Source organism: Coleofasciculus sp. G3-WIS-01 (assembly GCF_040223135.1).
In the GTDB taxonomy this organism is placed as follows: domain Bacteria; phylum Cyanobacteriota; class Cyanobacteriia; order Cyanobacteriales; family Coleofasciculaceae; genus Coleofasciculus.
This window is the reverse complement of record NZ_JAVJZI010000209.1, coordinates 1-16,678: the sequence shown is the minus strand read 5'-3', so window position 1 is coordinate 16,678 and position 16,678 is coordinate 1. Positions and strand designations below refer to the sequence as shown.

The following is a 16,678-nucleotide window of genomic DNA, read 5'->3' as shown; positions in this document are numbered from 1 at the left end:
ACTCATATTCATCATGGACGTCCACCAGAGAACCCCATCAACCAGATAAAATCCGCTGATTAGTAAAAACAGGCAATTCGATGTTCCCTGTTCCCTTTACCTCACCCCTGAATTAGGCAAAGCATCCATCCCATTAGGAGTTTGTAGCTTTTGTATGACAAACTCTTGATTGACCAAAGCTTGAGGATGAGCTGGATTCAATTCTAATGCGGTTTGCAAGGCTTCCCAGGCTTGGGGATATTGCTCTAAAAACCGCAATGCAATGCCTTTCCCTGCCCAAAAATCAGCATTCTCTGCATTGATTGCGATCGCGCGATTGTAAGTATTCACTGCCTCAGGGTAGCGATTTAATGCCATTAGTACCAGCGCCTTATTATACCATGCCGCCGCCGAATCCGGATTAATCCCAATCGCTCGCTCCGCTGCTGTGTTCGCCTCTTGATAACGTTGCATACGCCAATATAAGGCACTCAGATTCACCCAAATCTCTGCCAGAGTTAAGGTATCCCCCACATTCGCATCCCCTAAGAGCGCCTGTTGATAAGCAGCTATGGCTTGATCATACTGTCCCAATGTGGTCAGAATTCTGGCATAGTTAAACCAAGCCTTCGAGGAATTGGGGTTAATATTAATCGCCTGTTCTGTCGCCCCTAGCGCCTCTTCAAACCGCCCCATAAACCACAGTGTCGCCCCCCGACTACTCCAGGGATCAGCATAGTCTGGATTGAGTGCTACCGCCCGATTAGCCGATGCTAAAGCCTCTTCAAATCGCCCCAAACCTGTCAGCGCATCCGCCCGATGACTCCAAGCATACGCCGCACCTTCTTTTCCCCAACGCCCATCTCCCTCTTGAATGGCTTGATCGCAAGGGGCTAGGGCGTCTTCATATTGACTCAGTTGATTCAGCGTGGCACATTGATTGGCTAAGGCTAAAGCATAATTGGGACTAATTTTTAGCGCCCATTCCTGAGAGGTTAATGCTTCTCCCGGTTTACCAATACTTAATAAAACTTTACCTTGTTCCGTCCAAGCGGTTTCATCCTTGGGATTAATCGCCAGAGCTTGATCATAAGAGTCGAGGGCGGCGTCATACCGTCCCAACTGAGCCAAAATTTTACCGCGATTTGTCCACGCGATCGCAGGATTTTGATTTCCCCAATCCCCATCCACCTGTAATGCGCGTTCACAGGAAGTAAGGGCGTCATAAGTCCGATCCAATTGGGACAATAACAGACACCGTTGCGCCCAAGCCAGGGAATAATTCGGATTACTTTGAACCGCTAAATCAAAGGAAAATAGCGCATTTTCCCGTCTCCCTTGTCCCCAATTGGCTAATCCTTGATGATACAACGCATAAGCCCGCGTCACTTCATTCCAGTTTTCATCAATTTGCAAAGCTGTTTCACAATCAGTCATCGCGGCTTCATAGTTTGCCAATTGAATGTGCGCCGCGCAGCGCTTTGCCCAGGCTTGAGAATGTCTCGGTTCAAGGCGAATAACCTGTCCATAAGAGGCGGCGGCTTCGGCATAATTATCTAATGCCCGTTGAATATCACCTCGATCAATCCAGGCTTGAGGTTCATTGGGATTCAACGCGATGGCTTGATCACAGGCTTCTAGGGCTTGTTCATAATTTTTAGCATCTTTTTGGGAAGTACAGAGGCTAGCCCAGTAACTAAAATCCTGTAATTGTAATCCCTCTTCACCTTGGGCGTTTAGACTCTGGGGGGAAGAAATACTCACCCAGAAACAGGTACTTAGAAAAATAGAAATAATTTTGTTATTTGTCATTCGTCATTTGTCGTTTGTTAATTGGTGACTCGTGACTGGGGATTGGCGATTGGGGGTTGGGGATTGGCGATTGGCGGTTGGGGATTGGCGATTGGGGATTGGCGATTGGGGGTTGGCGATTGGGGATTGGCGATTGGCGATTGGGGATTGGGGGTTGGGGATTGGCGATTGGCGATTGGGGATTGGCGATTGGGGATTGGGGGTTGGGGATTGGGGATTGGGGATTGGGGATTGGGGATTGGCGATTGGGGGTTGGGGATTGGGGATTGGGGGTTGGGGATTGGGGATTGGGGGTTGGGGATTGGGGATTGGGGGTTGGGGGTTGGGCGAAGCATTCGCGTTTGGATTTGAGTAGAAACCCGATAGATCGGGGCGCGAATGCTTCGCCCCTACATTCTTATGGATATATTCTGTAAACTCCTGGGGTACTAATGTTGGTGGACCGGCTAAATGAACTTCAGCACCACTCGCCGTCAGACTCCAAATATTAGAACGGGCAACCCGTGAATGTATGATATCCCCGACAATAGCAATTTTTTTGTCTGCCAAGAGTTTCAAGCGAGGATACTCAAAATCCAATAGGGATGTAATTGTAAATAAATCCAGCAACGCCTGGGAGGGATGTTCATGCTGACCATCTCCCGCATTCAGGATACCGACATTCGTATCCAGGCGATCCATTTCAGTCGCGATCGCGTGAGGAACTCCAGCTTCTCGATGGCGAATTACCATCATATCCGCTCCCATGGCTAAATAGGTTTTTGCGGTATCGAGAATGGTTTCTCCCTTGGTCAAAGAAGAGGTTCCCGGTGCAAAATTCAGTGTATCCGCACTCAACCGTTTTGCTGCAAGTTCAAAACTACTGCGGGTGCGGGTTGAGGGTTCAAAAAACATATTTGCCACCACCTGACCTTGCAAAGCCGGGACTTTTTTCGTGCGCCGGGAGAGAATTTCCCGACAGCTAGCGGCTGTTTGTAATAGGGTGTCGTATTCAGCCGACGTAAAATCTTCCAGGGAAAGGACATGGCGGCGAGTCCAAGTGGCAGTAGCCATAAGAATAAGAACGCGAAATGGATAGAGAAGGGCTAACCGTTACTATAGTCTCCATTCCCCTCTCACGACAAATAAATTTGAAAACTAAACCTTTCTTTTGAGGGACGTTAGCCAGCTGGATTATTTCTAATAATGCTATAAGAAAAGAAAATTCTAAATTTAGATGAACCCAGCCGTCGTCGTTTCGCCATCCCCAACTACCTTCTGTCGCAGGTAAACCGGGAATTGATCAGGGTATTGAGTCAGTCTTGTCTACGGTTAAGGTTCATCGCCGTGATAAACAAACAGTGAGGTGTTCTCATGGAAACACTAGCCTATACCCATTTCTCGATCGCCCAAGCCGATAACAGGACGTCCCACTCCCAGTCGAGTGCTGATGGGTTTTTCTGGGAGTCAGAGTTTGATTGGAAACTACCGAATTTAGCCTGGATTCAGGGATTAGCGTTGGCGATCGCACTGTCTTCATTAAGCTTAAGCAGTAGCGCTTGGGCGGCTGTGGTTGATACTAATAGTAATCCCCTAAATGTGCGATCGGGTCCCGGTTTAGGGTATCGCGTAGTTAGCACTCTCGCTGATGGAACCACAATTAATCTCAGTGGTCGTAATGCCGATGGCTGGTCTCAACTGAGCAATGGCAACTGGGTCGCCTCTCGCTGGATAACAGGTGAGAATGGCGGTAGTGCTGTTCCATCCTCCGGTGTCTTGCGTCCCGGTAGTACGGGGGGAGCCGTAACTAATCTGCAAAATCGGTTGCAAGAGCTTGGGGTCTATAATGGACCGGTCACCGGCTATTATGGTCGCCTCACTGAAGCCGCTGTGAGAACGGCTCAGGCGTCCCGGGGATTGACACCGGATGGGATTGCTGGACCGACGACGTTAACCGCCTTATATGGTGAGGATGGGGGAGGTGGGACTCCCGTGACGAATACAGCCGTTGTCAATACCAATAACAGTCCCCTAAATGTGCGATCGGGTCCTGGTTTGGGGTATCGTGTGGTGGGTACAGTAGCCGATAACCGAACCGTTAGCCTCAGTGGTCGTAGGGTTAATGGCTGGTCTCAACTGAGCAATGGCAACTGGGTAGCCTCTCGCTGGATAGCAGGTGAAGGTGGCGGTGGAGATCCAGGGACAGATACAGCCGTGGTGACGACGAATGGGAGTCCTCTGAATGTGCGATCGGGTCCGGGTTTAGGGTATCGGGTTGTTGATACCGTAGCCGATGGCGCCGCGATCGCAACCACGGATCAGACTGCCGGTAACTGGATACGGCTGGCTAACGGTGGCTGGGTCTTTTCGGGATGGGTGGCGACCTAAGTTTGGGTTTGGTAACCAAACAGTCGTCAAATGGGGGTCATTCGCCATTCGTTTTCTTTGTTAAAATCCAATCAGTTGCTGGGTTGGATTGCCATGGTTAATCCTGTTTCTCTATTGCTTAAGTTGTACCGATCGCGTCTGATATTCGTTCTTTTAGCCTTCCTTGTCGCTAGTGGCGTTCCATCTCAAGCGCAATCTGAACCAGATAATCCATCCCCTGCATCCGAGGTGCGATCGCCAACGGATGCGGTTACCCAGCAATTAATTGGCGAATGGCAAGCTACTGATCCGGAATCGGGGGAATCCATCCAGTTAATATTTGCCCCCGATAACCAATTATTTTTTATCTTACCGGCTCAAGATGGGTCAGCTGTGGCAATCCAGGTGGGTTACCAAATTCAGACGGCGACTCAACCGATGCACCTGGATATGGCACTTACACCCGATGAAATCGCCTTGACCATTTTTGAGTTAACCCCAGAGGGGAAGCTACGTTTAGAATTTAAAGATGTTACGCCGGGACAACCTCGACCCACGGCGTTTAGTGATACGGCGTTACTCTTGGCAAAAACATCGGATAACACCACAGTATCCGAAGATATTTCTGTAATTGAGTTGGAAACCACCGCCAACCAATCCAGCCAAGGGATTCCGATGCAGTACATCAGTCTCTTAAATCGCGCTCAGCAAGTGTATTATCTAGAAAATCGTCAATTTGCCAATACCCTTGAACAGCTAGAAATCGCCACAAACCTAGAAACCGCCTTGTATACCTACGAAATTGTACCATCAGGCGATCGCGCTCAGGGTGTAGCGATTACAGCACGTCCCAAAGATGAGGGACTTCCTAGTTATATTGGCGCGGTATTTGTCACCACCGTTAATGGGTTTGAAACAACCGTCTCTGGAATTTGTCAGAGTGATCAACCTGCAACCTCACCGCCGCCAATGCCCATTCCACCTTCAGCCGATTCTAAAGAGATTCAATGTCCTGCTGGATCTCGTCTTTTACCGTAAGTAGGGGCTGCTGCACAAGTCCAAAACCCTTAGCTATCAATGCTTTGAGTAGTATTGATATTGGCTCCTCTTCAAGGAGGGAGGGTAAAACCCTTTCATACCCTTGCACCGCTATCAGGAAAAATGTACCATTGCTCCCCCTGCTCCCAGACGTGCCATGGCACATCTCTACACTGCTTCCAGACGTGCCATGGCACATCTCTACACTGCTTCCTACCCCTGTTATAAACCAGTCCGCGCAGGCGGACTTTGTTTGTGTAGCAGCGATTTCAATCGCCTTGCATGGGGTAATAAAGGCGGATTTAGTATGATAGGCTATCACCTTTAAGCAATCCTCTCAGTGTTTCCCCATCTACCCTATGGTTACCGTTGCTGGCTGTCGGATTCTGGATCAAATCTATGAAAGTCGTAACTCTTTAGTCTATCGGGGTATCCGAGAATTGGATCAGCAGTCAGTGATCCTCAAAGTTCTCAAACAAGATTATCCTACACCCACAGAAATTAACCGCTATCAACAAGAATATCAAATTACGCGCTCTCTCAATTTTGGTGGTGTGGTTCAAGCCTATAGCTTAGAACCCTATCAAACCACCTTGGTGATTATCTTTGAAGATTTTGGTGGTTCCTCGTTAAAATTCTTACTCCAGGAACGGGGATTTACGCTCAAAGAATTCTTGAGTATCGCCATTCGCAACACCGAAAGCTTAGGTAGAATTCATGCTGCCCATATTATTCATAAAGATATCAATCCTGCCAATATTGTTTTCAATCCTGAAACCGGACAACTGAAAATCATTGATTTTGGCATTGCCACAGTTTTATCCCAAGAAAACCCAATTCTGAAAAATCCCTCCGTCTTAGAAGGCACATTAGCCTATATGTCACCGGAACAAACGGGGAGAATGAATCGGGCGCTGGATTATCGGACTGATTTTTATTCCTTAGGAATGACGTTCTATGAATTACTCACCCATCGCCTTCCCTTTGAAACCGATGATCCCCTAGAATTAGTTCATGCTCATTTGGCAAAAGAACCCATTCCGCCTCACCAGATTAATCCAGAGATTTCGCCCGCCCTCTCTGCTATTGTAATGAAATTATTGGCAAAAAATGCTGAAGATCGGTATCAAAGTGCTTGGGGACTGAAATCCGATTTAACGGTTTGCCTGATGCAATTACAGATGAAGGGAACAATCGAACTATTTCCCCTAGGGCGCCAGGATATTTCTGAGCAGTTTCAAATCCCCCAAAAACTGTATGGTCGAGAACGGGAAATTGAAATTCTATTGGACACCTTTATTCGGGTTACTGGACGTAGTTTATTAGAAGACCCAACGCCAAACTCAATCAGGGCGGGTTTTGAAGAAAACTTATCGTCAACGGCGACACAAAATTCCCTAAACCCGCCCCTACAGACTCGAAACTCCCCCAAGGAGATGATGGTTATATCGGGATATTCCGGTATAGGGAAGTCAGCGCTAGTCCAGGAATTATATAAACCCATTACTCAACGTCGGGGCTATTTTATTCGCGGCAAGTTTGACCAATATCAACGGGATATTCCCTACTCAGCCGTGATTCAGGCGTTTCGAGAATTAATCAAACAGTTGTTAACAGAAACTACCCTGCAACTAACCCAGTGGCGCAACCACCTCTTAGCGGCATTGGGGGGGAATGCTCAAATTATTATTGATGTCATTCCTGAAGTTAAACTGATTGTTGGCAAACCTGTTCCAGTTCCCAAGTTACCTCCCACAGAATCACAAAATCGTTTTAAGTTCGTTCTGCACAAATTTATCCAAGTTTTTACCAAACCTGAACATCCATTAGTGATTTTTCTGGATGATTTGCAGTGGGCGGATAGTGCTTCGTTGAAACTGATCGAATCGTTGATGAACTCCTCAGATCAGGGTGAGGATGAGTTTCATATCGGCGGGATGTTTCTGATTGGTGCTTATCGGGATAATGAAGTGACAGTTTCCCATCCCTTACGATTCACATTCGAGACAATTCGCGCCAGCGGAACCATTATTCATGAGATGGTTTTAGCGCCCTTGGAATTAATCAGCATTATCCAATTAGTTGCAGAAACGCTCAAATGTTCCCATGATAATGCCTACCATTTGGCTGAATTAATCCAGATTAAAACTGGAGGTAATCCGTTTTTTATTAATGAGTTTATCAAATATTTGTATCAAGAAAAGCTGCTCACGTTTAATTCTCAACAGGGAGAGTGGAACTGGGATTTAGCCCAGATTCAAGCCCAAAACTTTACCGATAATGTTGTTGCTATTTTGGCAGATAAGATCAAAACATTACCGCCCCAGATGCAACGGGTTTTACAGTTTGCCGCTTGTTTAGGAAATTCTTTTGAACTGAAACCCTTAGCCCTAGTTTTAGGCGAATCTATGTCCGAAACAGCGGTGCAATTATGGCACGCGATCGCGGCAGGGTTAATTGTTCCTTTGGGGGAAGACTATAAGTTAATCAGTCAGGGGGATATGACTCAAACTTTATTGGGTCAACATCAAAGAAGCGCCTTGAATTCCCTCTTCTCTAAAACACACAGAGACATTCAAACCTTAACCATTCAATACCAATTTGTCCACGACCGAATTCAACAAGCCGCTTATTCTCTGATTCCTGAGGAAGAATGCCAAGCAATTCATCGGACTGTCGGTCAATTATTACTGAAAAATACGCCAGCCGACCAGGTATCAGACTCTCTGTTTGATATTGTTAACCATCTGAATATCAGTATTGAGTTAATCGAATCCCCTGAAGAACGCCATGAATTAGCTCAATTGAATCTTTGGGCAGGTCAGAAAGCGAAAGCCGCAACTGCTTACGAACCTGCGAGAAAATACTTAACCATCGGTCGCGAACTGCTGCCGTCAGAGAGTTGGCAGGTGCAGTATGACTTGACCCTCAACTTGTTTCTGGAAGCCATCGAAGTCGCCTATTTATTGACCGATGTTGAAGCTGCCCAAATTTTAACCAATGATGTGCTAAATCGGGCGCAAACTCTGATGGATAAAGTCAAGGTTTATCAACTACAAATTTTATTTGATAGTTCTCAAAATAAAATGCTGTCCGCCATCCAAACCGCACAGCAGGTGTTAAACCTATTAGACATCCCGCTAACTGAAACACCTCCGGTTTATCAAAGGGTTGAGGCGTTAGTGGATTTGCCGGAAATGACTGAACCTACTCAATTAGCGGCGTTGCGAATTTTAATGTCTGTGATGGCACCCGCTTATATTGCCAAACCCTCCCTATTACCGTCGCTGATTTTAACCATGGTCAATCTCTGTATTCGCCATGGAAATTCCTCCCTCGCCGCTTACGCTTATAGCGTTTATAGTTTGCTATTATGTGGTCAACAAGAAACAATTGATCAAGGCTATCGCTTTGGTCAGTTAGCATTGAAATTATTAGACCGTTTTCCTGCCAAAGACGTACAAGCCAAAGTCTATCAGCAATTTAATGCTTTTGTCCGACCTTGGAAAGAGCCAGCTATAAACACATTAAATTCATTACTCGATACGATACAAACGGCAATTGAAAATGGTGATATTGAATATGCTTGTCATTGTACAGTAAACTACTGTACTTATTCATTTTTCGTCGGACTGCCCTTAACTGAGGTTGAATCCAAACAAGCTCAACATCTGGAACTGAATCGGCAGTTTAAACAAGATTATCAGATTGGGTATATCACAATTTGGCGGAATTTATCTTTATGCTTAATCAAGGCTGACCATTATCCGACATTAGACTGGACGGTTTTTGATCGCCTCCTTCCTGATTTATTAGCAGCAAAGAATCAGATTTCAATTTTGTCTGTTTATTGGGCGAAGTTATTCCTGGCTTACTTATTTGGTGATGAACAAGAAGCGGAAAGGCTGGTTTGGTTGGCTGATGAGTATAAGGGAAGTGTGAATGGCTTATTAAATAGTGTTTTAACCAACTTTTATTCCTCTTTAGTCCTGTTATCTCTGTGCCATTTAGCCAGTTCCAGTAAACGCAAACGCTATCTCAACAAAATAGCCAGACAACAAAAAATAATGCAAACCTGGGCAGACTATGCCCCTTTTAACTTTCAGCATAAATATGACCTAGTGGAGGCGGAACGGGCGGGATTACGGGGCAAAATATTGCCAGCAATGGAGTATTATGATCGTGCCATTCAAGGTGCTAAAAAACAGGGTTATCTTGAAGACGAAGCCCTAGCTTATGAACGAGCCAGCAATTTCTATCAGCGATTAGGTCGGGAAGAAATTGCCCAAACCTATTTACAAAAAGCTCATTACGTTTATACCCGATGGGGGGCAATGGCGAAGGTCAAACAGTTAGAAGCTACCTATTCCCAATGGCTTTTGACTCGTGTAAATAATAATGAGTCTGGGGGGCTATTACAAAAAAGTTCAACCCTGACCACAACCACCCAAAATGGCAAAAATTCGTCAGAGTATCTTGACTTAAACAGCGTTATGAAAGCGGCGCAAGCGATTTCTGGTGAGATTGTATTGGATAAATTACTGGCGGCGTTGATGAAGATTTTGATTGAAAATGCGGGGGCGCAAAAAGGATTTCTGATTTTAGAGACGAAAGGAAAACTAAGAATTGAAGCCGAGGGACAGGTGAATACGCTGACCCAATCCTGTACAGAGTGCAATCAAATTCAGGTCTTTCCATCGACTGACCTAGAAGAGACGCAAGTGGTATCCGTCGCCATCATTAACTATGTGGCACGAACTCAGGAGATTGTGGTGTTAAATGATGCCCTAAATGAGGGACAATTTAGGCAAGATTCCTATATTCAAACCTATCAGCCGAAGTCAATTCTCTGTGCGCCGTTGATTAATCAAGGAAAATTGAGCGGAATTGTCTATTTAGAAAATAATTTGACAACGGGAGCATTTACGGCTAGACGATTGGAACTTTTGCGTCTCCTATCCGCGCAAGCTGCTACCTCGATTGAAAATGCCCGTTTCTATAGCAGTTTGGCTGAATTGAATCAGGCGTATGAAAGGTTTGTGCCGCGCCAATTTCTCCATTTTTTGAATAAGGACAGTATTGTTGATGTCCAGTTTGGGGATAATGTTCAAAAAGAAATGTCAATTCTGTTTTCTGATATTCGCTCCTTCACCACCCTATCGGAAATGCTGACACCGGAGGACAATTTTAAGTTTATTAATGCTTATTTGTCGCGCATGGAGCCAGCGATTACTGACCATAATGGCTTTATTGATAAATATATCGGGGATGCGATTATGGCACTGTTTAGTGGTGAGGCTGATGACGCAGTTAAGGCGGGAATTGCGATGCTACACCAACTGAGGAGCTATAATCAACATCGACAGAATTCCGGCTATCCTCCTATCCGGATTGGGATTGGGATTAATACGGGAGGGTTAATGCTAGGAACCATTGGTGGAGTCTCCCGCATGGATAGCACGGTGATTAGTGATGCGGTGAATTTAGCCTCTCGCATTGAAGGGTTAACCAAATATTATCAAGTCCCTTTATTAATTTCTCATCATACTTTTTCCCGTTTATCTAATCCGGGGAATTATGGGATTCGTCTGATTGATAAAGTTCAAGTAAAGGGTAAATCGGAATTAGTCACCGTTTATGAAGTGTTTGATGCCGATTTACCTGAGATTAAAGCGGCTAAATTAGCCACGTTACAAACCTTTACTGAAGCTTGGTCATTTTATAACCTGAAGGCGCTTGCTGAGGCGGAAAAACGCTTTGCTGAGGTTCTCCGGGTGAATCCTCAAGATCAAGTGTCTACAATCTATCTCAACCGTTGTCAACAGCAATAATTCGTCATTTTTCAGGGAACAGGGAACAGGCAACAGGCAACAGTGTAAGGTAGAGTTTTGAGTTAACTCACGACTTCCCCATATTCCTCATCTCCCCCAGCTCACCTTCTCATTGAGTTGAGCCGACACTCTACCGTTGGCACATTGCTGCTGTGGCGCGAATTAAAATATTATACAAATGTTGTAATACAAGTCATACGCTAGTATAACATAATGATGGCTTTGAGCGAGAGAGGCTAAAGGACTGAATTTTTCAGTTCTGTCTAGTACCGCTACCTTGAACGTACAGAGGCGATTAGTCTCTGTACAAAAGTCGAAACTGTTTAGCTGTAAAGCTTTCCGGTGAATGGGATAGGTGGGAAACGTTCACGAGGAAGCCCTAGCTAATGCTTTTCAGACTTTTGGCAAAACCATACTAATTTGATAAAAACGTCTTTTTTGAGTTTTACCCTAAAACTATTCCAATCATTGATCGATTGAATTTATTGGGTGCATCGCTAATTTGGGTTGAACTGAATAAAAAAAGGATTGAATTCTGCTTTAAAAATGTAGAATTTATTTCCTTGATTTTAGCGATCTTCAAGCGACTTTCCCATGTCAATGCGATCTCTCAAGCGCCTGATTGCCAATAGTTTAACCAACGTTCCTCTACGAACGGTATTCGTCGTACCTTTCCTGGTACAAACTTTTGCCCTAGTAGGAGTAGTTGGCTGGTTATCCTCTCGCCACGGACAGCAGGCGGTGAATGATGTAGCGACTCAATTACGAGATGAAATTACGAATCATATTGAGGATAGGTTAGAGACGTATTTAGCCATTCCCCATCAGATTAATCAAAGTAATCAGGATGCGATTCGTCTGGGAAGTTTGACCCTAGAAAATTTACAACCGTGGGAACAGCATTTGTGGCGACAAGTGCAACGATTTGATTTTGTGAGTTATATTGGTGTGGCGAATGAACAGCGAGGATTGATTGCGGCTGGACGACGAAATAGCGATCAACTGGTGATTATCCAAGCCAATCCCGCGACAGAGTTTAACTTCTATACTTATAGCACTCACAGCGAAGGCGATCGCAACACCCTGATCGAAAGTTCCACCAACTACGACCCCCGCCTGCGACCCTGGTATAAAGCCGCCTTGCAAGCCGGTAAACCCACCTGGAGTGACATTTACCCCATTTTTGGCGAAGGCGATCGCACGTTGCTAATCAGCGCCATTCAACCCGTCTACGATAACAATCATCAGCAGGTTCAAGGTGTCTTAAACACAACCCTACGTCTTTCCACCATTAGCGATTTCCTACAAACGCTAAAAATTGGTAAATCGGGACGGCTATTTATTATTGAACGTTCGGGACTATTAGTCGCCACATCCACCCCAGAACCCCCCTTTCAAAATAAACTTGATCAAATTACTCGGTTAAAAGCCACCCAAAGTCGCGATCCATTAATTCAAGCTACCGCCACCTATTTAACTAAAAAATTTGGCGATTTACATAGAATTCAAAAGTCCCAACACCTGGAATTTAAACGTCAGGGACAGCGGCAATTTTTACAGATAATGCCCTTACAAAATAGCCACGGATTGGACTGGTTAATTGTCGTGGTTGTCCCTGAAGCTGACTTCATGCAGCACATTCATAATAATACGCGATCGACAATCCTACTCTGTCTCGTCGCCCTAATCATCGCCACGGGAGTCGGTATTTGCACCGCTCAATGGATTATTCACCCCATCCAGCGCTTAAATCAAGCCGCCAACGCCCTTGCTAATGGTGAATGGGAGCAAAAAATTGAGGTTCATCGGAACACTGAACTGGGCAATCTTAGCGCTGCCTTTAATCAAATGGCTGAACAATTAAAACAATCATTTGCCACTCTCAAAGACCAGAATCATCAGATGAAAATATTAAATGAGGTATTGGCTAAAAGTGAGAGACAGTTGGCTCAAATTTTAGAAACTATACCCGTTGGTATCGTTGTGGTTGATACTAAGGGCAAATTCTACTATACCAACGATAAAGCCCAAGAATTCATGAACAAAGCGTTCAGTTTAGACGCTTTCACCGATAAGTTTTCAAGAATTCATCACTGGTATATTGCCGAGACAGATCAACCTTATCCTACTGAAAACCTACCGATTTTTCGAGCCTTACAGGGAGAACACCACATTGTTCATGATATTGAAATTCACCAAGACGACCGACTTATTCCGATTGAAAGTTGGAGCCAACCCATTGTTGATGAACAGGGTCAAATTATTTATGCCATTGCCGTTCTCAATGATATTACAGAGCGAAAAAAAGCGGAAGCGGAACAGATGCGTTTTACCCAAGAACTAGAATTCAAAGATCATCAGAATGCCGCTTGGCAGCGCCTAGACAAGCTCAAAGATGAGTTTCTGGCAAATACATCCCACCAACTCCGTACTCCTCTCCAGGGCATTATCGGCATTGCTGAATCCCTAATGGATGGTGCTACCGGAAATTTACCCTTACAAACTCAGATTAACTTAGCCACAGTTGTTGCTACTGGGCAGCGCTTATCCAATTTAGTCAATGACATTCTCGATTTTGCCAAACTCAGACACCAAGACATTAAATTGCAGCGACAGCCAGTGGGTGTGCGAGAAATAGCGGAGGTGGTTCTCAGACTCAGTTACCCACTTATTGGTGATAAAGAGTTGCAACTGATTAATGCCATTTCTCATGATTTACCCATCGCCTATGCGGATGAAAATCGCGTACAGCAGATTTTGCAAAACTTAGTGGAAAATGCGATTAAGTTTACTGATAAAGGAACGGTAAAAATTTACGCCCAATTCGTGATAGTAAGGCAGAAGGTAGAGGGCACAGGCGCAGAGGCGCAGAGGGGCAAGGGGGAGGAGTTAACTCAAGACTCCACACTCAACATTCAACATTCACAAAAAAAAATGCTGGCTATTACCGTCGCTGACACAGGGATTGGTATCCCAAAGTCTGAATTAAACAGTATTTTTGAATCCTTTGAACAAGGGGAGGGTTTCCTGGGGCGTCAGTATGGCTGTACAGGGTTAGGGTTAGCCCTGACAAAAAAGCTAGTGGAGTTGCATGGGGGAACCATTGAGGTGCAATCAACCTTAGGAGTCGGTTCTCAGTTTACATTTACGTTGCCCATCTTTGAGGGTCAGATTGAACACTTCATGCCAGATATAGGTGAGGCAATGGCGGCAATGTCTCAGACTGCTTTTAGTGCTAATTCGTCGAGGATTCCATATCCCAGTGTCGGTAATTCTTGTCCCCTCTTGCTAACATTGGATCAGACTTCCCTAACCATGCACCAACACCAAGATCTCCAGTATGACGAACCCTTAATCAATCCCTTCAAAATCTTAATTGTCGATGATGAACCAGTGCATCGTCAGATATTGGCAAACTATTTATCGTTGGAGAATTATCAACTTGCCCAAGCCGCCAATGGTATAGAAGCCTTAGACATCATTAAAAATGGTTTTCAGCCTGACTTGGTTTTACTAGATGCGATGATGCCGCGCATGACTGGGTATGATGTTTGTAAAAAACTGCGTGAATCCTATCCAGCTACTGAACTGCCTGTGTTGATGTTGACGGCGAACGAGAAAGTGAATGACTTAGTGGCAGGATTTAGTGTGGGCGTGAATGATTATTTAACAAAACCAATTGCCAAAAATAAACTTTTGGTTAGAATTAAAACTCATTTACGCTTATCAATAATTGCTAAAGAAAATGCCAAACTTTACTCAGTCGTGCGTGAAAGTGAGCGGAGGTTGACGCAATTTTTAGACGCCGTACCTGTGGGGATTTTTATCCTTGATGCCAAGGGCAAACCCTACTATGCTAATGAAGCGGCTAAGCAGATTTTAGGTCAAGGAATTGTCGAATCTGTCACTATTGAAGAATTAGCCGAGGTTTACCAAACCTATCGTGCGGGAACGGATCAACTCTACCCCACTAACCAAATGCCCTTCATGCTGGCATTACAGGGTAAACCTGCCACAATTAATGATATGGAAATTCACCGAGGGGATCAGATTATCCCGATTGAGCTTTGGGGAACTCCGATTTATGAGGAACAGGGGGAGGTTGCTTATGCGATTGTCGCCTTTCAAGATATCCGCGATCGCAAAAAAGCGGAAGCGGAACGGGAAGCTTTTACTCGTGAGCTATTTCAACTCAATCAAGCCTACGAACGCTTTGTTCCTGGTCAATTTCTCCAGTTTTTGCAGAAAAAAAGTATTGTGGATGTACAACTAGGAGATCATGTCCAACGGGAAATGTCTGTTCTTTTTGCCGATATTCGTAACTTTACGGCTCTATCAGAGCAGATGAATCCTCGGGAAAATTTTAATTTTATTAATGCATTTTTGAGTCGCATGGAACCTGCTATTCGGGAAAATAATGGCTTTGTCGATAAATATATTGGTGATGAAATTATGGCACTGTTCAGTGGCAATGCTGATGAAGCACTGCAAGCGGGAATTGCTATGTTTGAGCGGTTGGCTTTATATAATCAACATCGGGCTAATTGTAACTATACATCCATTGAGATTGGTATAGGAATTAATACTGGGGAATTGATGCTGGGAACCGTGGGGGGATTTTCCCGCATGGATAGCACGGTGATTAGTGATGCGGTGAATTTAGCAGCCCGCCTGGAAGAATTAACCAAAATCTATCAAGTTCGACTGTTAATCTCGCACCATACGTTCTTGAAGTTGTCGGATTCCGAGGACTATGGGATGCGCCTCATTGATAAGGTGAATGTGAAAGGGAAAGCGCAAAAAGTGACCGTCTATGAAGTCTTTGAGGCTGATCCGCCCCAGATGCGAAGGGCGAAGCGGACGACGAAAACGGGGTTCGAGCAAGGGCTAATGTTGTATTATCGCGATCGCCTCTCAGAAGCGGCTCAACATTTTAGCGAATGTTTGCAGGTTATTCCAGAGGATAAAGTGGCGCAACATTACCTCAAACGCTGTCAGCATCGGATGCGATAATGTTATTTGTCATTTGTCATTTGTCCTTTGTCCTTTGTTATTTGATATCACCTGAATGAGCAATATCTCTAACCACTTGCAAAAAGTTTGGCTGGGTTGGATGGGAATGGCTGAGTCGCCACGCGATCGCTAACATAATCATCGCCGCCGAGATTAACCCGTTTATTTCCTAAATGGCTGCATTCCACTAAATAATATCATTCAATTCAGGGTTTGTTTATTTTTTAAGTGAGTTGACAGATAGAACGTAAAAATTGTAATATAATCGCGATAACAAACAAGGAAGTTGAACAAAGAATGGACTTATCTAATAACAATACGGCAAAAAACCTCGAAGCTGCCTTTGGTGGAGAATCAATGGCTAATCGCAAGTATTTATTTTTTGCCGAAGTAACGAAAAAGCTAGGGATGCAAGAGCTTGCCAAACTCTTTAAAGAAACGGCTAATCAAGAAACTGAACACGCTTTTGCTCATTTTCGCTTGCTACATCCAGAACTCACCGTAGATGATTTCGCCTCTTTGACCGAAAATTGGGGATACAAGCCCCGTCCTTATCGGGCGGCTTTTTATTTGATAAATCGTCCTGTTATTTTGTCAAACAGTTGTATAATGGTGTTAGGAGGTGATGCAATTGTTTAATTTAACCTACGAGTTCAAAC

General features: G+C 44.7%; 6 protein-coding genes and 1 pseudogene. 5 read left to right on the top strand and 2 right to left on the bottom strand.

Annotation, left to right across the window (positions count from 1 at the left end):
• Positions 1–96: 96 nt before the first annotated feature.
• Positions 97–1,791, bottom strand: a complete 1,695-nt coding sequence (locus tag RIM23_RS21480) for a tetratricopeptide repeat protein (protein ID WP_446369142.1) — start codon at positions 1,789–1,791, stop codon at positions 97–99.
• 3 nt (positions 1,792–1,794) lie between these two features.
• Positions 1,795–2,844 carry a hypothetical protein gene (locus RIM23_RS21475; RefSeq protein WP_446369140.1) on the bottom strand — a complete coding sequence of 350 codons (1,050 nt, stop codon included), beginning with the start codon at positions 2,842–2,844 and terminating at the stop codon, positions 1,795–1,797.
• A 300-nt stretch (positions 2,845–3,144) separates the two neighbouring features.
• Between RIM23_RS21475 and RIM23_RS21470 the strand changes: the two genes are divergently transcribed.
• From RIM23_RS21470 to RIM23_RS21450, 5 genes and pseudogenes are all read left to right on the top strand, one after another.
• Positions 3,145–4,158, top strand: coding sequence for an SH3 domain-containing protein (locus tag RIM23_RS21470; protein ID WP_446369138.1), 1,014 nt, complete (start codon positions 3,145–3,147; stop codon positions 4,156–4,158).
• Positions 4,159–4,188: 30 nt separating this feature from the next.
• Positions 4,189–5,175 (top strand): type IV pilin-like G/H family protein, encoded by a 987-nt coding sequence (locus RIM23_RS21465; RefSeq protein WP_446369136.1) that lies wholly within the window; start codon positions 4,189–4,191, stop codon positions 5,173–5,175.
• A gap of 359 nt (positions 5,176–5,534) precedes the next feature.
• Positions 5,535–11,006: an AAA family ATPase gene (locus RIM23_RS21460; protein ID WP_446369134.1), complete on the top strand. Its 5,472-nt coding sequence runs from the start codon at positions 5,535–5,537 to the stop codon at positions 11,004–11,006.
• 594 nt (positions 11,007–11,600) lie between these two features.
• Positions 11,601–16,019, top strand: a complete 4,419-nt coding sequence (locus RIM23_RS21455) for a response regulator (RefSeq protein WP_446369132.1) — start codon at positions 11,601–11,603, stop codon at positions 16,017–16,019.
• A 297-nt stretch (positions 16,020–16,316) separates the two neighbouring features.
• Positions 16,317–16,547, top strand: a pseudogene (locus RIM23_RS21450) (ferritin family protein); the annotation flags it as partial.
• Positions 16,548–16,678: the final 131 nt, after the last annotated feature.